Source organism: Candidatus Poriferisocius sp., assembly GCF_965219815.1.
In the GTDB taxonomy this organism is placed as follows: Bacteria; Actinomycetota; Acidimicrobiia; order Acidimicrobiales; family Bin134; genus Poriferisocius.
Window position 1 is genome coordinate 1,080,787 of the sequence record NZ_OZ244791.1, and the last position, 23,296, is coordinate 1,104,082.

The following is a 23,296-nucleotide window of genomic DNA, read 5'->3' on the forward strand; positions in this document are numbered from 1 at the left end:
CTGAGTTCCCGATGAGCGACCGTGCAACCTATAGAGCCTCACCGGTAGAGCCGTCTATCGGGATCGGTGTGGTTCACCTGTTCGCAAGGCCCGGCCCGACCCCAGACCCCGGCGCCATCACCGCTGCGGTCAAAGAGGCTGAGGCCGAAGGGGTGCAGGTGGTGACGGTGGCCGTGCTAGGCCACAAGGCCGATGTTGCCTTCATGGCCCTGCATGCCGACCTGTGGCGACTGCGAGACTTCCAGACCGCGTTGCACCAAGGTGGGCTCGAAATCGTGGACTCCTATGTGTCGCTCACCGAGCTCTCGGAGTATGCGGCAGGGCTTCCCGAAGAGACCAAGCAGGCCCGGCTGTACCCGCAGCTCCCGCCCGAGGGGAAGCCGGCATGGTGCTTCTATCCCATGTCCAAGCGCCGCAACCCCGATCAGAACTGGTACGAGCTGGCCTTCGAGCGCCGCAAAGAGCTGATGTACGACCACGGTGCCACCGGCCGTAAATTCTCGGGGCGGGTATTGCAGCTCATCACCGGTTCCACCGGCATTGACGACTATGAGTGGGGGGTGACCCTGTTCTGCGAGCACCCCGACGACCTCAAAGAGGTGGTGTACACCATGCGCTACGACGAGGCGTCGGCCCGCTACGCCGAGTTCGGCCCCTTCTATGCCGGTATGGTGGCCCCGGTTGAGACGATCCTCGGGCGGCTCTTGTAGGAGGATGGCGGAGGCTCGCTCGCATGTTCAAGGGGGAGGTTGTTTCGATGAGGAGTTCAGGTTGAAGAGGCACTTGGTCTGGGCTGCGTCGCTGATCGCCCTTGTGGCTTTCGGGTGCGGCGGTGAGGAGGGGGGCGAGGCTGCCCAGGAAGCACCGGCTGAGGCGGCGGACGGGCAGGAGCTGGTAATCGGCTCGGTGATGCCTGAGACCGGGTCGCTGGCGCTGTTCGGCCCGGCAATGATTGCGAGCATCGACCTGGCAGTTGAAGACATCCAAGCTGCCGGTGGGAACGTGCGGCTCCTCACCGGGGATTCGGCCACCGATCCCGATGTGGCGCCTGAGACGGTCAATCGGCTGCTGGGGGAGGGCGCGCATGTGATTGTGGGGGCGTCGGCGTCGGGGGTGTCTCAGTCGTTCATCCAGATCCTGTATGACGCTCAGATCCCCCAGTGCTCGCCGTCGAACACATCGACGTCGTTCTCAACCCAGGAGAACGCGGCCTATTATTTCCGGACGGTGCCGCCCACCCAGGCGGCCGCGCTGATTTTGGCGGAGATGGTGGCGAGCGAGGGCGCCACGAATGTGGCGCTGCCGGCCCGGGCTGATGACTGGGGCAATTCTCTGGCCGAGCTGATGGTTGAGAACTTCGACGAACTGGGGGTGGAGAGCCGCATTCTCGCCTATGACGAGGATGCCACCAGCTTCGACGCGACCGTGGCCGCCGTTGAGGACATGAGAGCGGATGCGGTGGTGCTCATATCCTTTGCCGAGGGAGCGCAGATCATCAGAGGTCTGCTGGAGGCGGGGGTGCCCCCAAGAGCCATTTACGGAAGCGACGGTGTCTACGCCCCGAATCTGAACGAGTTGGTGGACCCAACCAACCCGAGCGTCATCGACGGTTTCAAGGCGATCACCGTGGGCGGCGGTGAGGACTACAGCCTGCGGTTGGAGCCCTTGACCGGCGGTGGAGTGCTCTACGGCGCCCAAGCCTACGACTGCGTGGTGGTGCTGGCCCTCGCCTCGCTGGCCGCCGGCTCCACTTCCGGTCCCGCCATCATCGAGCAGGTGCGCGCGGTGACAGCCGGCGGTCAGAAGTGCTTCGACTATGGCGAATGCGCTGGACTGATAGCCGATGGGGTCGATGTCGACTACGACGGGGTATCCGGTCCACTGGAACTCGACGAAGTGGGAGACCCCCGCTATGGGCAGTACCTCGTTGCCGAGTTCATCGACGGAGAGTTCACCGTGATCGACACGCGAGAAGCCGACCTCGCCTCGTCGTCCCAAACCGCCGAATCGGCAGATTCAGCTCAGCCCTCAGGAAGCGGAGCAGAGCTGGTGATAGGCCGCATCCTGCCCGAGACCGGAATGCTGTCCACGCTGTCTTCCCCCATGATCATCGGGGTAGACCTGGCCATCGGCGATATCCTGGAGGCCGGCGGCCGGGTGCGCCTGCTGGCGGCAGACTCCGCCACCGACCCCGACGTGGCCCCTGAGGCGGTGAGCCGCCTGCTGGGGGAGGGAGCGCACGTGATCGTGGGCGCGTCGGCCTCAGGTGTGTCGCAGTCTTTCATCCAGATGCTCTATGACGCCCAGATCCCGCAGTGCTCTCCTTCCAACACGTCGCCGTCGTTCTCCACGCAGGCCAACGCGGCCTACTACTTCCGCACCGTGCCGCCCGACCAGGCGGTGTCGCTGATCCTGGCCGGGATCGTGGCTGCCGATGGAGCTACCAACGTGGCCATACCGGCCCGGGCCGATGATTGGGGCAGCGCCCTGTCGCAGCTCATGGAGGAGAACTTGGAGGCGCTCGGGGTGAACGCCGAGGTGTTCGTCTATGACGACGATGCCAGCAGCTACGACCCCACGGTCGAGGCGGTGGAGGCCATGTCGCCCGACGCGGTGGTGCTGGTTACGTTCGCCGAAGGGGCCCAGATTGTGCGGGGGTTGCTGGAGGCTGGCATTCCCCCCACCGCGATGTACAGCTCCGACGGTCTCTACGATGTGAATCTGGCTGCGGCGGTGGACCCCGACAACCCCAACGTCATCGACGGGCTGGTGGCCGCCGCAGCGGGGGGCAGCAGCGAGTTCAGCCAGCGCCTCATCGACTTGGCCGACGGCAACGTGATTTACGGCGGCCAGGCCTATGACTGCGTGGTGGTGCTGGCGCTGGCCGCCCTTGCCGCGGGCACCACCAGCGGCCCGGCGATCATCGAGCAGGTGGGGGCGGTTACCAGCGGCGGCCAGAAATGCCACGACTACCGCGAGTGCGCTGGGCTGCTCGAAGCCGGGCTCGACATCGACTACGACGGCGTGTCAGGGCCGCTGGAGCTCGACGAGGTGGGCGATCCCACGTTCGGCCGATTCCTGATAGTCGAGTTCGCAGACGGCGCCCCCCAGCTGATTGACAGCCAGGATGTGGATTTGGCCAAGCTGGAGTGATCCCCAGGGCGGGCACTTCTGCAACACGAGTGCCTCTCAGGCTGCGGCTGCGGGCGCTTCTCAGGGGCCCAGCGATGTGATGGGGGTGACGCAGACGCCGTCGAAACTGGGCTTCCCCGTCCCTAGACTCAGTGTCGTTGGGGTGGTTCGGGGGTTGCGGTGTGGTTATGCCATTGGGCGAGTAGCTCGGCGGGTGTTTGGCGGGGGCCGTGAGAGCGGGCCTGCCAGCAGCGGTTCAGCAGTTCTTGGCGGTGGTCGACGATTTGGAGGATTTCGGGCAGTTCAAACACTCTGCGCCCGGTGTGCTCATCGCGCGTTTCTGCGACGGCACCGGCGGCGGTGAGTCGGCGCAGACCTCGCCGCACGGCGTTGGGGGTGCGGCCCGTGATGCCGCAGAGGTATCCGACGTCGGCGGCGGGCATTGTCGCCATGGCCTCTAGGACGGCGGCGGCGGCTGAGTGGGGGCGCAGTGCGAGGGCGTCCCAATCGGCGTGAATTTCGGCGACGGTCTGGGCGACGGCTTCGGTGTAGTCGCAGGCGACTTCGGCGGCGTCCGCGATGTAGGCCGCGGCGGCTTCGGCGCAGGCGGCGCGTATCGGGCTGTCGGGGTCGCCGGTGTATGTCTGGTAGGGGCGCAGCGACTGGTAGTAGGCCTGTTTGTGCTGGGCGATGGCGGCCGACAGCGGGACCGGCGGCGATTCGGGCCAGTTGCGCTGTAGCACGCAGTGGATCAGCGCCCTCCCTACGCGTCCGTTGCCGTCGGGGAAGGGGTGGATGGTCTCGAATTGGAGGTGGGCGATGGCGGCTTTGATGAGGGGGTGGAGCAGGTCTTGGGCCGAGATGAATTCCCCGAGGTCGTTGCAGAGCGGTTCGACGTGCTCGGCGGGTGGCGCGACGTATAGCGCTTCTAGCGGGGTGGTGCCGGGGGGGCCTACCCAGATGTCGTCGGATCGCAGTCGGCCCGGCTCGAACGGCACGGAGCTGCCTTCGAAGAGGCGACGGTGTAGTTCCTGGAGATCGGCGACTCCGATCGGCGTATTGGCGCGGCGGCCGATTTCTGCGGCGCGGGCGGTGAGGCGGGCCGCTCCGAGGGCTTGGGTGTCGAGCTGGCGGCGCTGGGTATCTTGTTCTGCTCGCAGGGATTCGAGGAGGCTCAGGGACCGCAGGGTGGTGGAGATGCCCTCCACATCGCTTGACGCGATCCCCTCGGAGCGGTTCAAGCACCATTGCATGGAGCGGTGAGGGGGCAGCTTCACGGCCAGTGCGGCTATCCGGTCGCCGGCGGCTTTGACGCGAGCGGCTGTCTGGGCGTCTATCGCGGGGTTCCAGCCGGCGATGCCGTGGGGCACATAGGCGCGATAGGGGGCCGGGCCGAGGGGTCCTCTGTGGATCCGGTCGAGGTAAGCGCCCATCGGCCCACGCTAATCGGCTGGCGGCCGGCGGGCACTTCTGTGAGACAAGTGCCTCTCAGGCCGCGGCGGCGGGCACTTCTCCAGGGGCCCATTGATGTGATCGCGGGATTTGGCTCGCTCGCAGTTATTTTGCGGTATCAAATCCAACTCTATGGCACCTCGCCGACGGTCTGTGGAATGCGATGCGACATGCTTGCGACGATCGGGCGGCCGTCGAGATCAAGCTCGGCGGCGCCGACGCCATCGAAGCTGCAATTGCGACGCTGCGCCGCCTGCGCGCCAGGGTCAATACCCATCGCGCTGGCGAACCGTCGCGCTTGATCGTCCTTACCGCCGTTGGCCGGGCGTTCGAGACGAACGACGACATTGCCGTAGTCCCTCTCACGCACCTCGGACCCTGAGGCCCCATTTAGCAAGACGACCGAGTCGGATGCAGTTCTCAGCATCCAGAGGGGTTGACGTGGGGGGGGGGGGGGGGGGGTAGATAATGTTGGGTTATGGCGGTTCGGATTTTTCTGAGTCTGTTGGCGCGCCTGCGGTACGGTTGGATTCCTCGCGGGGGGGGGGTTCTGCCTGCGGGGTGGTGTGTTCGGTGAGGCGTTGGCTGGGTGCCGGGTTGGCGCTGGTTTTGTTCGCGTCGTTGTTGGCGGCGGTTCCGGCGGGTTTTCCTTTGGGGTTGGGGCCGTCTGAGGCTTCGGCGCAGGGCTCGGCTGGCTCGGCGGTTTTGCATCGGACTTCGATTGTCGAGGGGCAGACTCGGGATTTTGAGATTTCGGGCATAGCGTCGCGTCCGCGGTATTTCCTTCATTTCAGCGTGGCGGGGTCGTTTTCTGCTGAGGCGGGCGACATCACGGCCTCGACGAATGATCTGTTGGGGCGGGCGCTGGCGATCATTCCTGACCGCGATGGCCCGCGGGCGTATCCGGATGCGGTGTACAAGAGGATCCGTTTCGAGGTGACGGCGAACTCCGACAGCGCCAGGGCCGCCGCTTCTACGCCAAGACCGGCCGCACCGAGATACCGCTGGGCGGAACCCGCCTGTTCGCACACCGCCTGTGAAACCGCGACGAGCATCGAGTTGGACACCCGTATTCCCAGCGGGCACCGCATCTGCTTGAAGATCGACGGGCCGGGGATGCTCGACTGGATGACCGGCGACAGTTTGCGCCCGTGGTGGGATATCGTCTTCGGCAGACGCCCGCCCCCCGAGGGGGAAGCGACCGCCGGCGAAGCAGCCGACATGGCCACCGCCGTGTCCAGGCAGGCGCAATAGACGGCAGGCGGCGGGGCCCACCAACCCGACATATAACCCTGTTGCACGATATGTCGTGCGGCACAGCTATACTGTGGGTGTGGATCATGAGGGGCGGATCGCCCGCATCGTAGACGCTGAACGGCTGGGGGATGCCGTGCGCGAGTTGCGCCGCGCCCAGAAGATGACCCAGGCCGACCTCGCCGCCGCCGCCGGTGTGCCCCGCGGCCGCATCAGCGAGATCGAGGGGGCCTCTAGGGGCACCAGCACCGCAACGGTGCTCGCCGTTCTCTCAGCGCTAGGCTACGAGATCGACCTGTGCCCCGCTCCCCCAACAGGGCGCCTCGCCGCCTACGCCGCCTCCTTCGCCGGCCCATGACAGCAGCGCAAACAAACCGAGGCGGCCTCGTCGTGCTCCTCGGCGGCCGTGTCGCCGGGACGGTCAGAGCGGGCCGGGAGGGTGCCTGCTGGTTCTCCTACGCTTCCGACTACGCCACAGATCGGGCCGCCGCACCCCTGTCGCTGTCGATCCCCCTCGGAGAAGGCGAGCACGACATCGCCGACTGGATGGACGGGCTGCTCCCCGCCCGGCTCGAAGCCCGCGAATACTGGGCGGCGCGCTACGGGGCGTTCTCCGACGACCCCATGGACCTGCTCGCCACCAAGATCGGCTGGGACTGCGCCGGCGCCGTCCAGTTCTGCCCGCCGGAACGGCTAGACGAGATGGCCTCCCGCACACCCGGCTCCGTCCCCTTGTCCGAGCAAGAACTCGAGCGGCGCTTGGAACAGCTCCGAGCGGGCATGCCGCCGCCCGCTGAGGCAGGGCCTATGGCCCCGTTCAGCCTCGCCGGAGCGCAGGCCAAAACCGTGCTGTGCAAAACCGGCGACGGATCATGGGCCGCGCCCGTCGGCGGCGCGCCGTCCACCCACATCTTGAAAATCGCCCTGCCCGGCTACCCCGACACCGATCTCGTCGAGCACGTCTGCATGGACGCGTTGCGCCGGACCGGGATGCCCGCCGCCCGAACCGAGATCGTTGTCGCCGGGCGGCAGCGGGCCATCGCCGTGGAGCGATACGACCGCACTGCCGGCGGCGGTGTTGTTGTGGAGCGAGTCCACCAAGAGGACTTGTGTCAGGCGCTCGGCTTCCCGTCCCGGTTCAAATTCCAGCGCAACGGCGGTCCGGCTGTGTTCGACATAGCCGGCCTGCTCAACCGGGCCGGCTCTCCCGGCGACACAGAGCGCTTCTATGACGCTCTGGCGTGCAACTGGCTGCTCGCCGCCGACGACGCCCACGCCAAGAACTACAGCATCCTGCTGGGCGCAGGCGAAACCGCGCTCGCCCCCCTCTACGACGTGTGCTCCAAAGCCCCGTGGGCGCCACCTGAGATAGGCGAGGGCGGCATCACACTGGCCATGCAGATCGGCACCGCCTGGTCGGTGTCCGAAGCAGACCTGCCCCAAGCGTGGCGAGACTGTGCCGCCGAAGCCGGAATCGATCCCGACCGGGCCGCCGAACGCGTCTCCGACCTCGCCTCCCGCCTTCCCGCCGCGCTCGCCGCAGCCATCGACAGTCTCCCCGGCCCGCTCGCCGACAGCCAGCGCATCGCCGCGCTCGCCGCCCTCACAGAACCCCGCCCCGACGGCATGTGGGGACGGCACACCAGACCGCAATCGCCCGCTCCCAGCCGGACCGGCACGCCCTCAGCAGTCGTTCCCGTCCTCCCCGCAGGCCGGCGGCCCACCCGATGCCCGCACATAGGGCGGCGGTCGCGGCGGCGCTGCAACAGGCCCCTCGGTCACCGCGGCCCCCACACCTACGACAAGCGCTGACACCCGGGGCGCTCGCCGCCGCATCGACTCGGTAGCCCCCCACGCCAGAGACCACAACAGGCCGAGCTGACTTGACCGCCTGCCCGGTGCGCTGACCCCCCGCCACCGGCCCGCACACTCGCCCAGGGCCTCGCCGGCTAACGGGCCGCTGAGGGCTCGCCGGCCCAGATCGACATCTGACCAGAACCGAGATCACCAGACAAGTGAGGTTCCCCCCGTTGTCCGGTCACTTGTCAAGCGGTGAGGGGTTGACGTGGGGGGGGGGGGGGGTAGATAATGTTGGGTTATGGCGGTTCGGATTTTTCTGAGTCTGTTGGCGCGCCTGCGGTACGGTTGGATTCCTCGCGGGGGGGGGGTTCTGCCTGCGGGGTGGTGTGTTCGGTGAGGCGTTGGCTGGGTGCCGGGTTGGCGCTGGTTTTGTTCGCGTCGTTGTTGGCGGCGGTTCCGGCGGGTTTTCCTTTGGGGTTGGGGCCGTCTGAGGCTTCGGCGCAGGGCTCGGCTGGCTCGGCGGTTTTGCATCGGACTTCGATTGTCGAGGGGCAGACTCGGGATTTTGAGATTTCGGGCATAGCGTCGCGTCCGCGGTATTTCCTTCATTTCAGCGTGGCGGGGTCGTTTTCTGCTGAGGCGGGCGACATCACGGCCTCGACGAATGATCTGTTGGGGCGGGCGCTGGCGATCATTCCTGACCGCGATGGCCCGCGGGCGTATCCGGATGCGGTGTACAAGAGGATCCGTTTCGAGGTGAGGGCGAACTCCGACAGCGACGGGGCGGACGATGAGACGTTCGGTGTGCGGTTGTGTACGACGGCTGATTGTGTGGGGGGCACCGTTTTGGGTGATTGGACGGTGACGGTCGAAGAGCCGGAGCCGGACACGGTGGTCGCGGGCGCGGTGGGCGCGACGGTGACGGTGCTGGGGGGCAGCAGGCTGACGATGATGGAGTCGAGCCGCAACGACGACCCCCGCGACAAGCAGGCCAGGCTGCGGGTCGCGCTGGCGTCGTCGCCGACCTCGGACGTCGTGCTGGTGGCGCGCACGGGCGCGAGGGTCGCCACGGGTCCTGACGCTGAGGGCAGTGAAACATTTAGGTGGGCTGCGCGCGGGGTGGGCCCCAACTCGTCGGATGCTCCCGAACATGATGTGGAGGTGGCGCGGTGGAGCTCGGGGGCGACGGGCGCCGATCTCACCAAGGAGGCCGTGTTCTTCGCCAATGACAACGTCGCGGACGCCGCGGGCGGCGCGCACACCGGCACTTTCGAGTTCCGCCTGCTGGTCCTGGACGCCAGATACGCAGACGGCGCCAGTGGCAACGGCACGCTCTATGGCGGCGTGACCATTCCCGATGTGGCGTTCTCGGTGATCGACGACGACTCGACGCGGGTGCGCCTGCTGCCCGCGTCGCCCCCCGACAACACAGCGACCGAGGGCGACAGCTCCGACACGGCCAAGTTCCGGGTGCGCATCGACCGGGCGCTCGCCGGGACCGAGGAGGTCAGCGTGCCGCTGCGGTTCATCGGCGCGACGCTGGGGACGGAGTTCACGATCGCGCTCGACGGCACGCCGACGGGCGCGGCCCTCAACGCCACCACCGGGGTGGTGACCTTCACCGGCGCCGGCGCGCAGGAGGCGACGGTCGTCGTGACCGCGGCGGCCGACGACGGCAACAACGCCGCCGAGACGCTGTCGGTGAACATCCCGCAGCACTCGGACACCTGGCGCGACCGCCACATCGACACCAACCTCGCCGGCGGGGCCTGCTCCGGCGTCGCCTGCCCCGGCTACGACAAAAACAAAGGCGCCGAGCGCGGCTACAAAATGACCCTGGTGGAGGCCACCGCAGGCCTCACAGTCATCGACACCGGCGATGGCCGCGTCGACGAGAAGAGCGGCACCTACTCCTACACCGTGCGGCTGAACTCCGCGCCGACCGCCAACGTCACTGTCGCAGTCAGCAGCCAATCCACGCACCGGGCGACGGTCACGACGGGCGCGTCGCTCACCTTCACGCCGAGTGGTAACGGCATCTGGAGCATGCCGCAGACCGTCACGGTCATGGGCGTGAACAACAACATCGACGCGGCGGACGCGGCCGTCACGATCGCGCACGCCATGAGTAGCTCTGACAGCAACTACTCCGGAATCTTCGCCACGCACCACCTGACCGTCGTGGACGATGACGCGACCGACGTCACCATGACCGGCGCGGGCGTGCGGGCGTCGCAGTCGGACAGCAACATCTCGGAGGTGATGGCCGAGGGCGACGCCACCCGCGTCGACCGGTCGCTGACGATCTCGCTGAGCCGCCCGCTCGTCGAGGGGGAGTACGCCCGCATCCCGCTCATCCTCCGGGCCGAGGGGCACTCCACTGTCGACGGCGAATGCGACACCAGCGGTTCCGGCAGCCCGGACGAGGCGTACGAGCACTGCGATGTCGTGGAGGGGCTGCGCGGGCCGCGCATCAGCGCGAACGTGGCGTGGCCCGTGCATCACAACGACTTCGCGATGGCCGCGACGGGCGCGGGCGTGTCGCTGCGGGCGGTGAACCGCTACACCCCCAACTACCGCGGCTACCGCATCCTGGAGTTCCGCGGCGCAGGCGCGCAGACCGCCACGTTCGCGCTGCACGCCCGCGACGGCTTCGACGACGGCGAAGGCTTCGACGAGCAGATCTCAGTCGGCTTCCTGAAGCCCGCGGAGATCGAGGCGCTGTGGACCGGGGATTTCGACGCTGGCACCAAGCTGTTGGTCGACGGCAAGACAGCCTGGTTCGGCATCGAGGACGACGAACCGTTGTTGTCAGGGGATGCCACCGCCGTGGCGCCGGACTGGTCGCTGCTGCCCAGCGGGCTCAGTGCCGGCGACCGGTTCCGCTTGATCTACGTCACCAGCCAGACAACAGCGGCGACGAGCGGCAACCTCTCCACATACGACACGTTCGTCCGAGCAGAGATCACTGGCAACGACCTGGTGAGCGGCGGTGTCGCCGACATGATTCCCTATGCGTCACTCTTCAAGGCTGTCGGCACGACCTCCTCAACGGACGCCAGGGACCATGCGGAGTTCAAACCCGGCAACAACAGTGACCACCCCAATGTCTCCATCTTCTGGGTGGGCGGCAGCAAGGTCGCCGACAACAATGGGGACTTCACGGACGGCAACTGGGATGACGAGGCCAATCCACGCACGGCCGATGGCGTCATGGTTAGCCCGAATACCAGCGGCTACTGGACCGGCAGCGTTCACCATGGCTTCGATGACGGTACTGGCGCGTGTATTCCTTGGCCGGCGCGCTACAAATACCCCATTGGTGGTGCCAGGGTATGGCTTGGATTCTTGAACACCAACACGAATCATCAGAATCCGTTGGGGCCGACTAGCCAAGGTAGTGGGCAAAGCCAATTCGGCGTGTGCAGGGATGTTGCCAACGCGGGCGAGCAGCGCCCGATGTACGCGCTCTCCGGCGTGTTCGTCGTGAGCCCCGAGCCCGGCGTCGCCATCGCCGACGCCTCCGCCGCCGAGGGCAGCCCGATCACGTTCACCGTCACCCTGCCCGACGGCTACGCCAACACAGCCGGCGTCAGCGTCCCCTACACGCTGACCGACGGACGCGGCGTCGCCGGCGACCCCGCCTACATCATCGCCACCGGCGCGTCGGGCGGCACCGGCGCGGACTACGACAACGACGCCGGCAGCGTCACCATCCCCGCCAACAGCACCAGCGCGACCTTCAGCGTCGCGACCGCGCAGGACTCCACCTACGAGAGCGACCACTACTTCACCGTAACGCTCGGCACCCCAACGAGCACGGGCACCCCGCCGCCGCTCGATTCCCTCAAGGCCACCGCTATCGGCATCATCACCGACGCCGCCGACAAACCCACCATCCAGTTCAGCCCCGCCACGGCCAGCGCCTCGGAGACCGGCGGCACAGCGACGCTGACCGTCACCAGGACCGGCACGACGCTCGTGCCCTCGGCCGTGACCTGGACGACGGCCGACGGCACCGGCGCGAGCGCCGCCACGCACCCCGGCGACTACACCTCGGCGACGGGCACGGCGCAGTTCGCCGCGGGCGACACATCGAAGACGATCACCGTCGACATCACAGCCGACAGCGTCAGCGAGAGCGCGGAGACGTTCACGGTGGGGCTCGGCGACCCCGTCGACGCCACGCTCGGGAGCGCCTCCACGGCCACGGTCACGGTGACCGACGCCGATACCGGAGCGCTGCCGACCGTTGACGTCACGCTCTCCGCTTCCGACGGAAACTCGGACGGCAACCCGGTGGAGGGGGGCAGCGGCGCGGAGGGCTACAAGACGATCACGATCACGCTGAGTCGCGCGCTGGCCTCCGGCCAGTGGATGCAACTGCCGCTGACCGTGCAGGGCGCGACGGTCACGGATGACTACACCTTCGATCTGGAGCCGGCGTCGCAGACGGGCGTGACCGTGATAGGGAACTCAACGCAGAACCCGACGGTGCAGATGGTTGGCAACAACTTGCAGACGGTGACGCTGCGCCTCACGCCTGTGCAGAACGCGGTCCGCTCGCAGCCCGCCGTCTCGATCAGCACAGGAACCCCGTTGGTGAACGGCATCACGGCCGGCGAGGTCTCAGGCGGCCCGATCGTCTTCTCCATCGTGGACGACGAGTCGGGTGTGATCAGGGTGGACTCGGGGGCATTCGGGCTCGCGCCGTCCGACCTCAGCGCGGGCGACCGCTTCCGCCTGATCTTCGTCACCTCCGAGACGCGCACGGCGGAGTCGGCGGACATCGACGACTACAACAGGTGGGTGCAGGGGGTCGTGGCGCGGGGCGGCCACGCGGATCTGCTGCCCTACGGCGGCCTCGTGAGGGTGATCGGCTCCACCGCCGCCGTGGACGCGCGCGAGAACACGGGCATGTGGGATCCCGACGCGAACTCCGGCAGCGGCGGCTGGGCGGACGGCTCCACGAGCGCCGGCGACTCCGGGGTCGCGGTCTACTGGCTCGCCGCGCCGTCCAGTGAACAGGTGGCGAACAACTACTGGGATTTCTATGACGCGGGCGGATGGAGCGGAGGAACCGAGGGCGGAGCCAATCACTCGACCGTGGACAGGACCGAGTCGGGGGCGCTCAGGACGGCGGGGGGAAGTATCTGGACCGGCTCACTCCACACTGGGCTCAAGGCAGGCGCTCACGAGCTGGGGACTTCCAGTGTGAGGGTCGGCTACGCCAACCCGGGGGGCACCAACCCTCTGGATGACGGCAGTGTCCTTTCAAACACTGGCACGTACCCCATGTTCGGCATCTCGCCCGTGTTCGAGCTGATGACGCTGCCGGAGCTGTCCTTCAATGCGGCGACCTACAGCGTGGCCGAGAACGTGAGCGCAGGGACGGTCAGCATCCAGGTGAACGCCAGCCCCGCGCCCACCAGCGATTTGACCGTCAACCTCAGTTCGTGGGCTGTGACCGCTACTGCTGTCGACGACTTCACCGCGCCTGAGGCGTTTTTCACCTTCCCTTCCGGGCAGACGTCGCACACCTTTACCGTGCCGATCATCGACGACAACACCGCCGAGAGCGCGGAGACGTTCACGATGACGCTGACCGCCGGGTCCGGCTACAGCCTGGGCTCGCCGGCTACGACCACCGTCACCATCACCGACGACGATGCGACGCCGGTGACCGTGACCATGTCCGCCTCCGACGGCGACGCGAACGGCAACGCGGTGGAGAACGGCGCCGGCACGACCGGCTACCGCACGATCACGATCACGCTCGGTCGCGCCCTGACGGGTGCCGAGACGGTGACGGTGCCGCTGGTTGTGCAGGGCGCGACGGTCGCGGACGACTACACCTTCGGGCTGCATCCGGCGACGCAGACGGGCGTGACGCTGCTGAACTCGGGCACGACCCACACGGCGCAGAACCCGGCGCTGCGGTTCGTGTCCGGCGGCACCAGCGCGACGCTGCGGCTGCGTCCGGTCAACGACAGCGACCGCGAGCAGCCCTACGCCGTCGTCGCCTACGGGACGGACGCACGCGCGCCCTCGGGCGTCAACGTGACCCTGGGCGACGTCACCGGCGGCCCGATCGGCGTCGTGCTGGTGGACGACGAGACGGGCGCCGTCAAGGTGCCGTCGTCGTGGGGGCTCGTGCCGTCCAGCGGCGTCGGCCCCGGCGACGACTTCCGGCTGCTGTTCCGCACCTCGACGGGCCGCGACGCCACGTCCACCGACATTGCCGACTACGACGCCTTCATCCGCGAGGTGCTGGCGACGGGCGGCCACGCCGACATCCTCCCCTACGCCGGCTTCTTCAAGGTGTTCGGCAGCACGCGCAGCGGTAGCGGAAGCACGGGCACGACGGCGCGCGTGCATAACGACATGACGGCAGCTCACACCGGCCACAGCCCGACCTGGGCAGACGGCTCGGGCACCGACTCCGACGCCGCGGGCACGCCGATCTACTGGCTCAACGGCGCGATCTTGGCCAATAACTACCGCGACCTGTGCGACCAAGCCTGGTCAGGCTCGGGAACCGGCGTACGGGACGGCTTCGACCGCGACGACCCGCGCAGCGAGGACGGCACGCGCAACGTCCCGACGGGGACGATCAGCGACTTCATGCCGTACGAGCCCTGGACGGGCTCGGGCAACGCCTGCGAGGCGTGGAACCACCCCCTCGGAGCGAGCACGGTGTCGCGCGGTGGGGCCGACAGCGGCGCCAGCCTCTGGCACGCCAACGCCCAGGCCAACACGCAGACCCGGCCCCTCTACGGCATGTCGCCGGTCTTCAGCGTGGAGGGGGCGGCGGCGGAGCTCAGCGTCTCGGCGAGCGGGACAGTGACCGAGGGCGGCACGCTGACGGTCACGGTGACGCTGAACACGAGCGCGGACGCGAACCTGTCCATCCCCGTGCGGATGCGCACGAGCGGCGCCCCCACCGCGTCGTCGGCGGACTTCACGCTCTCCAACGGCGGCAGCGTCGCCATCACGAGCGGGTCCAGCAGCGGCACGCTCACCTTCAACGCCACCGACGACAGGATCGACGAGGACGCCGAGACGCTGGTGCTGGAGTTCGGGGCGCTGCCCGCGGGCGTCGTCGCGGGCTCGGCGGACAGCGTGGCCGTGACCATCAACGACAACGACACCGCGGCGGTGACCGTCACCCCGAGCGGCGGCACGACGACGGTGAGCGAGAACCAGAGCGACACGGACGACTACACGGTGGTGCTGGGCTCGCAGCCGTTGAGCAATGTGACGATCACGGCCACGGCGCCGGCGGGGACGCAGGTCAGCGACGACGGCGGCTCGACGTGGGGCTCGTCGGTGGATCTCGAGTTCACGGCGGGCACGTCGGGCAACTGGGGCACGGCCCAGACGGTGACCGTGCGCGGCACCCAGGATATCATCGACAACCCCGGCGACCAGCGCTCCGTCACCATCACCCACGCGATCGCGTCGGGCAACGGCGACGGTTCGCGTTACACGCCGACGGCGCCGTCCAAGCCGGGCGTCGCGGTGACTGTAACCGACGACGACGAAGCGCCGAAGGTGATCACGCTGGGCGTGGACGACTCGACCGTCGGGGAGGGCGACGGCGCGACGACGATAACGGTCACGGCGACGGTGGTGGGAGCGACCCGCTTCGGCGTCGCACAGGAGGTGGATGTTACGGTCGCTGCGACCGCCGACGGCCTTATCAACTACGTTGACATGGCGCCGGTGAGCACGTTCAGGATCACCATTCCCGCGGGGGCGCAGTCGGCCACGGGGATGTTCACGCTCACGCCCGACGACGACGTCGTCGACGAGGCTGACAACACCGTCATGGTGACCGGCAGCATCATGGGCACCAGCACGCCCGGCATCGCGTCGGCGCAGATCACGCTGACGGACGACGACGCCGCGCCGACGAGCGTCACCCTCAGCGTGAACCCGAAGTCGATCACCGAAAACGGCGGCGCGCGCACCGTCGCGGTCACAGCGACGGTGGACGGCGGGACGCGCTTCGCCAACACCGTGACCGTGGGGGTCGATGTCGACGGGCACAACTCACAGGGCCGAGTCAACTTCAGCCAGGTCGCCAGCTTCAACATCAGCATCGTTCGCGGGGCCGCTTCAGGTTCGGGCAGCTTCACGCTCACGCCGACGAACAACAACTGGGACGAGCAGCACGGCGCGGCGGCGCTCAGCGGCACCCTCTTGGATCTGACCGTCAACGGCGCCAGCGTCACCATCACCGACGACGACGCGGCGCCGACAGGCGTCGCGCTGAGCGTGGACGAATCGACGATCGCGGAGGGCGCGGGCGCGACGGCGGTCACGGTGACGGCGACGGTGCAAGGGAGCACCCGCTACGGCTCGTCTAGGACGGTCACGGTCTCGCAGGCGGGTTCCGGCAACGCCGACGCGGTGGACTACACGGCGACGGCGCCGGCGGCGATCACGATCCCGGCCGGCGCGGCGTCCAGCACGACGACGTTCACGCTCACGCCGACGGATGACGCGACGGACGAGTACGACGAGACGGTGACTGTCTCGGGGAGCGGGGCCGGCGTCGCCAGCTTCTCGTCGGCGTCGATCACGCTCACCGACAACGATGACACCACGCTCACTATCAGCGCGCCGGCGGGGGGGATCGCGGAGAGCGGCGGCACCAAGGACGTGACGCTCACGCTGAGCCGCGCCCTGGTGGACGGCGAGACAGTGACCGTGCCGCTCGAGGTGGTGGGCGCGACGGCGGGGTCTGATTACACGCTGGCGTTGCACCCGGCGTCGCAGGCGGGAGTGTTGCTGTCCACATCGGGCTCGGACAGCGTCCAGCAGCCCAAGGTCACTTTGAGCACAGGCGCGTCGTCGGCGGTGCTGCGGTTCACGGCGGTCGATGACGCGTTGCGTCAGCAGCCGTATCTGGTCGTCAAGTACGGGACGGGGGGGCGCGCGCCGAGCGGGTCCGGGGTCGGTTTGGCGGCGCCCGGCGACGACTCGGTCGGGTTCGTGCTGACCGACGACGAGACGGGCGTGATCGGGGTGCTTCCGGGTTGGGGGCTCATGCCGAGCGCGGCGGCGACGCTGCGCCATGACTTCCGCTTGGTGTTCGTGACCTCGGGCATGCGTGACGCTTCCTCGGGCGACATCGCCGACTACGACCATTTCGTGCGGCGGCACTTGGCGGAGGGCCATGCCGACATCGTTCCTTATGCCGGGTTCTTCACGGCGCTGGGCTCGACGTCGGCGGTGGTGTTGCAGAACCACGCGAGCGTGACCGGCGGCGCGAGCATGAATTTCTACTGGCTGGGTGAGGTGGGAACGACTGGGGAGCGGCGGGTGGCGGCGGCCAATTCGGACTTCAGGGGGGAGTGGCTCGAAGGGTCGACGCCGTCGCAGCAGTCGGTGCCGCGCGACGAGTCGGGGGCGCGGGTGACGGTGGCCGCCAACGGCTATTTCACCGGCTCCACTGCCGCGGGCGCACGCTCGTCCAATCCGCTGGGCTCGGCCAACGTCACGGTCGGCTATCTCAACGATGGCGGTGCCGGGCGGGCGCCGCTGGGCAGCGGGCAGACGGCGTCGAGCTCTGCGACGCGCAGCTTCTACGGGCTGTCGCCGGTGTTCAGCTACTTGAGCGACCCGGCGATCAGCATCACCTCTGCGACGGCCACCGTCACCGAGGGCACGTCGATCACCTTCACCATCGAGGCCGACCCGGCCCCGGCCGCGAACCTGTCGGTCAATTTGGCGGTGGGCGACAGCGGCCACGTCATCTCGCCCGCGGCGTCGGGCATCAAGTACGGCGCCGTAACCATTCCGGCGAACACGGCCTCGGTGACCTACACCGTGAACACGGTGGCCGACACGATAGACGAGTCCGACACCGACGTGACGGTGGGGGTCGTCGGCGGCAGCGGCTACGTGTTCGGCTTGCCCCACACCGCAGTGGTGACGGTGATCGACAACGACGCCATGTCGGTCTCCGTGAGCGGCGGCAGCGGTACGGTGAGCGAGGGGTCCAGCCTGGACTACACCGTGGACCCCGGCCGGGACTTGGAGACGGGCGAGACCGTGACGGTGAACTTCGCGCCGGCGGGCACTGCGACCAGAGGCACCGACTACACCATCACCTGCCACGGCGCGGGCGTGTCGTGCACCGGTCTGGCCGGGACCGCGCCCGCGTTGAAGATCACCGGCGGCAGCGGCGTGCGCAACGGGACGATCCGTGTGAGCGCGCTGGCCGACACTGTGCATCCCGAGGCGGGCGAGACCGCCGGGATCAGCCTGCGCTCAGGCCATGCCAGCACCGGCTCGGGCGGCACGTTCAGCGTCAGCGGCACACCGGCGGTGTTCACGATCGCCAGCGCCGCCCCGGTGGGGGATGGGGTGGAGGTGCCGGCGAATTGGGCGTTGATTCCGTCTGGGTTGTCTGGGGGTGATTCGTTCCGGCTGCTGTTCGTGAGTTCGACCAAGCGTGACGCGTCGTCGGCTGACATTGCTGTTTACAACTCGTTTGTCCAGGCTCGTGCTGCGGCAGGCCACGCGGCGCTGGCGTCTCACAGTTCGGCGTTCAGGGCGGTGGCATCGACCGCGGCGGTGGACGCACGCGACAACACTTCAACGACTGGTACGGGTGTTCCGGTCTATTGGGTGAGCGGCCAGAAGGTCGCCGACGACTACGCCGATTTCTATGACGCGAGCTGGGACAGCTGTGTTGCCAGGGACGAGTCTGGGGGTTCGGTGGCTCTGCCGAACACTGATGCGAACCTCGCAAACGCGATCTGGACGGGAACCAACCACGACGGCACTGCTGAGACCGCTCATGCGCTGGGCACAGCCATGCCGCGTGTGGCGATACTGACCGAGTCTTGTGACAGCAGATACTCTGCTACCGCGTTTCCGTTGCGGTTCCAGTTTACGACTGGCACCAAGGCGAACACCTCGAATCGCTACCTGTACGGCTTGTCGCCGGTGTTCAAGGTCGCCGGCACAGCCGACCCGCAAGCGAGCTTCGCTGTGGCGACGGCGTCGGTCGCAGAATCGGTGGGCACCCACAGCGTCACGGTGAGTTTGTCGCCTGCGCCGACTGCGAATGTGACGGTGTCGTATTCGTTGTCGGGCACGGCGGTGCGTGGGTCTGATTACTCGATCAGCGGCGTGACGTCGAACTCTGGCACGGTGGTGGTCGGCACGTCCGGTTCGGCGTCGATTCCGGTGGTGATCACTGACGACAGCACAGTCGAGAACGCCGAGACGATTGTGCTGACGCTGACCGACGGCACCGGTTACAGGGTGGGTTCGATCGGTGTGTACACCGCGACGATCTCTGACAACGACACCGCCGGCGTGCCGGAGCTGAGCATCGCTGTGGGGTCCGCGGCAGTCGTCGAAGGCACCGCTGCGACGTTCACGGTGTCGGCCAGCCCTGCTGCGGCCAGCGCGGTCACGGTGCGCTACACGGTCAGCCAGAGCGGCCAGTTCGTGGCGTCGGGGCAGCTGGGCACGGGCAAGTCGCAGAGCCTGACCGGCGCCGGCGCGACAATCACCGTCCCGACGCAAGCAGACAGCGTCGACGAGGCCGACGGGTCGGTGACCGTCACCTTGACTGGCGGCACCGGCTACACCGTCGGGTCGCCCGCAGCGGCGACCGTGACAGTCACCGACAACGACGTGCCGCAAGCACAGTTCGCGCTTGCATCGTCGTCGGCGGCCGAGAGCGCCGGGACACGCAACATGCGCGTGAACCTGTCGCCTGTGCCCTACCAGAATCTCACGATCAGCTACACCGTCGGCGGGAACGCTGCACGCAACACCGACTACACAGTGCCGTCCACCGTGCAGGCAACTGCTGGCTCGGCGTTCGTGGACATTCCGGTCGCGATCACCGACGACAGCGCCCCCGAGAACGCCGAGACGATTGTGCTGACGCTGACCGCAGGCGGCGGTTACGGCGTCGGTTCGGAGGGCGTGCATACCTTGACCATCACCGACAACGACACCGCGGCGACGCCGGTGACGGTCACGCTGTCAGCGCCTGCCGGCGACGTCACCGAGGGCGCGGCGGGCGCGGCGGGCCGCAAGGACGTCACGATCACGCTGGGCCGGGCGCTGACTGGCTCTGAGACGGTCACGGTGCCGCTGAGCGTGCAGGGCGCGACGGCAGGCTCGGACTACACCTTCGGGCTCCAGCCCGCCACGCAGGCCGGTGTGGCGCTTCTCACTTCGAATCCGCACAGCGCCCAGAATCCGGCGGTGCAACTCTCCGCGGGCGCGTCGAGCGCGGTGCTGCGGTTCTCGCCGGTGAACAACGCGGTGCGCACGCAGCCCTATGTGGTGATCGGCTATGGGTCGGGCGCCCGGGCGCCGTCGGGCGGGGGCGGCGCGACGCTGGGCGCGGTCACCGGCGGCCCGGTCGCGTTCGTGGTGGTCGATGACGAGACAGGCGACGTCACGGTGCCTTCGTCGTGGGGGCTGGCACCTTCGGGGCTGGGCGCGGGCGACGACTTCCGGCTGCTGTTCCGCACCTCGGCGACCCGCGACGCGGCGTCGTCGGACATCGCCGACTACGACGCGTTCGTCCGCGATGCGGCAGCGACGGGCGGCCACGCAGACATCGTGGCTTATGCGGGGTTCTTCAAGGCGTTCGCGTCCACCCGCAGCTCCAGCGGCACCACGGGCACCACCGCCCGGGTGCATGTCGGCATGGCATCGGGCCATACCGGCCATTTCAACGGCGCAAACGACGTGTGGGCCGACGGGTCCACCGTCCCCAACGCAGGCAACACGGCGGGCACGCCGATCTACTGGCTGGGTGGCGCGATCCTGGCGAACAACTACGCAGATCTGTGCGATCAGGCGGTGAAGTCGGGCAATGGGGTAACCACCGGCTGGGACACCGACGATCCGCGCAGCGAGACCGGCAACCGCAACATCGCGAGCGGGGTGAACCCGGGCCAGGGGCACCAGGCGTGGACCGGAACCGGAAACTCCTGCGAGGCGTATGACTACCCGCTGGGCAACAGCCCCAACGTGTCGCGCGCCGCGAGCCACGATGTGACGTGGGCGTTCATGCACGAGGGCCACAGCGCCAACACCCAGCAGCGCCCGCTGTACGCGATGTCGCCGGTGTTCAAGATCGCCGGCACCACGGTGGTGCCGGCGACGCCGAGCGTCTCGTTCGTCCACGAGTCGAGTTCGGTGACCGAGTACGACGTCGCCCGCTATCCCTCCTTTACGATCAGCCCTGCCCCCGCAGCCCCCATCACCATCCATTTCGCCATCGACGCCAACGCCTCCACCGCCACCCTCGGCGCCGACTACGAGATCACGTGGCAGCATCCCTACACCCTCCACGACAACGACCGAGACGGCATCTGGGAGGGCGCCATCACCGCCCCTACCACCGCTCCTGCCTATGGCTTTTGGCGATTGCCCACGGTCCGCTTCATCGACGACCGCGTCCGCGAGCGCGACGAGACCATCGTCCTCCGCCTGCTCAACGGCCCCGACTACACGCTCGGCGACATCAGCACCTACACCATCACCATCGACGACAACGAGAGCGGGCCGCTGCCGCCGCCCCCGCCGCCCGAGGTGCCGCAGGTGAGCGTCACAGCGGGGCCGGCGGTGGACGAGGGCACCGCGGCGACGTTCGCGGTGTCGGCCAGCCCGGCGGCGTCGGGCACGGTCACCGTGCGCTACACGGTCACCCAGAACGGCCAGTTCGTGACCTCAGGGCAGCTCGGCTCGAACAAGACGCGCACTCTCAGCGGCGCCGGCGCCACAATCAGCATCCCGACGCAGAACGACAGTGCGGACGAGGCCGACGGGTCGGTGACAGTCACGTTGACCGCCGGCAGCGGCTACACCGTCGGAACGCCGAGCTCTGCGACAGTGACGGTGCGCGATGACGACGTGCCCACAGCGCAGTTCGCGGCGGCGGCGTCGACCGCAGCCGAGTCGGCTGGCACCCGGAATGTCACGGTGCGCTTGGTTCCCGCCCCCGCGCAGAGCACCACGGTGTCGTATGCGCTGTCGGGCACGGCGGTGCGCGGCAGCGACTACACGATCAGCGGAGTCACCTCCAACACGGGCACGGTGGCGGTGGGCACGTCGGGCACCGCGGCCATTCCCGTGGCGATCACCGACGACAGCGCCACGGAGAGCGCCGAGACGGTGGTTCTCACGCTGACCGGCGGCGCGGGCTACGACATCGGCACCAACCAGTCTCACACGCTGACCATCACCGACAATGACACAGCCGGCGTGCCGCAGGTGAGCGTTATAGCGGGGCCGGCGGTGGACGAGGGCGGCAACGCCACGTTCACTGTGTCGGCCAATCCGGCGGCGTCGGGCACGATCTCGGTGCGCTACACGGTCACCCAGAACGGCCAGTTCGTGACCTCAGGGCAGCTCGGCTCGAACAAGACGCGCACTCTCAGCGGCACCGGCGCCACCATCAGCATCCCGACGCAGAACGACAGTGCGGACGAGGCCGACGGGTCGGTGACAGTCACGTTGACCGCCGGCAGCGGCTATGCCGTCGGAACGCCGGCCACTGCGACGGTCACGGTGCGGGACAACGACGTGCCGACCGCGCAATTCGTGACGGCAGCGGCCAGCGTCGACGAGAGCGCGGGCATCCGCCAAGTGCGGGTGAGCCTCAACCCGGCGCCGCATCGCGGCATAACCGTGGGGTACACGATCGGCGGCAGCGCGACCCGCGGCACCGACTTCACAGCGGCGGGTTCAGCGAGCGTGGCCGCCGGCGCCGCGTTCGTTGATATCCCCGTGACAATCATCGACGATTCCGGCCAGGAGCCCGACGAGACGGTGGTTCTGACGCTGACCGGCGGCGTGGGCTACCAGGTTGGCTCGCGCCGCTCCCACACGCTGACGATCACCGATCAGGACGTGTCGCCCACAGCGGCGTTCGCGACCGCCGCCGAGCAGGCAGGCGAGGGCACGGGCACCCACCAAGTGACCCTCACTGTGCTGCCCGCGCCCGCGACGCCCATCACGGTGCGTTACACGATCGGCGGCACCGCGACCCGAAGCGCTGACTACACCGCGCCCAGCGGCACGATCACCGTGGCGGCGAACGCCACCACCGCGGCCATCTACATCCCCATCACCGACGACTCGGCCAACGAGGGTGACGAGACCGTCGTGCTGACGCTGAGCGCTCCGGGCGGCGGTGCGGGCTACGTGCTGGGATCGCCGACGGCGTTCACCCTGACGATCCTCGACGACGACGCGAATCCCGCGACGCCGCGCGTCTCGTTCGTCCACGAGTCGAGTTCGGTGACCGAGCACGACGTCGCCCGCTATCCCTCCTTTACGATCAGCCCTGCCCCCGCAGCCCCCATCACCATCCATTTCGCCATCGACGCCAACGCCTCCACCGCCACCCTCGGCGCCGACTACGAGATCACGTGGCAGCATCCCTACACCCTCCACGACAACGACCGAGACGGCATCTGGGAGGGCGCCATCACCGCCCCTACCACCGCTCCTGCCTATGGCTATTGGCGATTGCCCACGATCCGCTTCATCAACGACAGGGCCCGAGAACCCAACGAGACCATCGTCCTCCGCCTGTTCAACGGCCCCGACTACACACTCGGCGACATCAGCACCTACACCATCACCATCACCGACTAACCCA

At 68.2% G+C, this 23,296-nt stretch carries 8 protein-coding genes; 6 read left to right on the forward strand and 2 right to left on the reverse strand.

Annotated features, from left to right (window positions below; genetic code table 11):
- Positions 1-11 precede the first annotated feature (11 nt).
- Positions 12-710 carry a chlorite dismutase family protein gene (locus ACOQPI_RS05205; protein WP_420618632.1) on the forward strand — a complete coding sequence of 233 codons (699 nt, stop codon included), beginning with the start codon at positions 12-14 and terminating at the stop codon, positions 708-710.
- Positions 711-771: 61 nt separating this feature from the next.
- Positions 772-3,153 carry an ABC transporter substrate-binding protein gene (locus tag ACOQPI_RS05210; RefSeq protein ID WP_420618633.1) on the forward strand — a complete coding sequence of 794 codons (2,382 nt, stop codon included), beginning with the start codon at positions 772-774 and terminating at the stop codon, positions 3,151-3,153.
- A gap of 128 nt (positions 3,154-3,281) precedes the next feature.
- On the opposite strand, the gene ACOQPI_RS05215 is transcribed toward ACOQPI_RS05210, so the two are convergent.
- Together ACOQPI_RS05215 and ACOQPI_RS05220 are read right to left on the reverse strand one after the other, a co-directional pair.
- A complete protein-coding gene (locus tag ACOQPI_RS05215; RefSeq protein WP_420618634.1) occupies positions 3,282-4,565 on the reverse strand; it encodes a Fic family protein in 1,284 nt (427 codons plus the stop codon).
- Between the two features lie 149 nt (positions 4,566-4,714).
- Positions 4,715-4,954 (reverse strand): hypothetical protein, encoded by a 240-nt coding sequence (locus tag ACOQPI_RS05220; RefSeq protein ID WP_420618635.1) that lies wholly within the window; start codon positions 4,952-4,954, stop codon positions 4,715-4,717.
- A gap of 227 nt (positions 4,955-5,181) precedes the next feature.
- Between ACOQPI_RS05220 and ACOQPI_RS05225 the strand changes: the two genes are divergently transcribed.
- From ACOQPI_RS05225 to ACOQPI_RS05240, 4 genes are all read left to right on the forward strand, one after another.
- Entirely contained in the window at positions 5,182-5,838 is a 657-nt protein-coding gene (locus tag ACOQPI_RS05225) for a hypothetical protein (protein ID WP_420618636.1), read from the forward strand.
- Positions 5,839-5,917: 79 nt separating this feature from the next.
- Positions 5,918-6,196 carry a helix-turn-helix domain-containing protein gene (locus tag ACOQPI_RS05230; protein WP_420618637.1) on the forward strand — a complete coding sequence of 93 codons (279 nt, stop codon included), beginning with the start codon at positions 5,918-5,920 and terminating at the stop codon, positions 6,194-6,196.
- The gene (locus tag ACOQPI_RS05235; protein WP_420618638.1) at positions 6,193-7,650 is read left to right on the forward strand and encodes a HipA domain-containing protein; all 1,458 of its coding nucleotides are present in this window, start codon (positions 6,193-6,195) and stop codon (positions 7,648-7,650) included. The genes ACOQPI_RS05230 and ACOQPI_RS05235 overlap by 4 nt, the downstream gene beginning before the upstream one ends.
- A 405-nt stretch (positions 7,651-8,055) precedes the next feature.
- The gene (locus tag ACOQPI_RS05240; RefSeq protein WP_420618639.1) at positions 8,056-23,292 is read left to right on the forward strand and encodes a beta strand repeat-containing protein; all 15,237 of its coding nucleotides are present in this window, start codon (positions 8,056-8,058) and stop codon (positions 23,290-23,292) included.
- Positions 23,293-23,296: the final 4 nt, after the last annotated feature.

Coding starts and splice junctions, on each gene's coding strand:
- ACOQPI_RS05205 (WP_420618632.1), top strand. CDS start 12: ATGAGCGACCGTGCAACCTATAGAGCCTCACCGGTAGAGCCGTCTATC.
- ACOQPI_RS05235 (WP_420618638.1), top strand. CDS start 6,193: ATGACAGCAGCGCAAACAAACCGAGGCGGCCTCGTCGTGCTCCTCGGC.
- ACOQPI_RS05215 (WP_420618634.1), bottom strand. CDS start 4,565: ATGGGCGCTTACCTCGACCGGATCCACAGAGGACCCCTCGGCCCGGCC.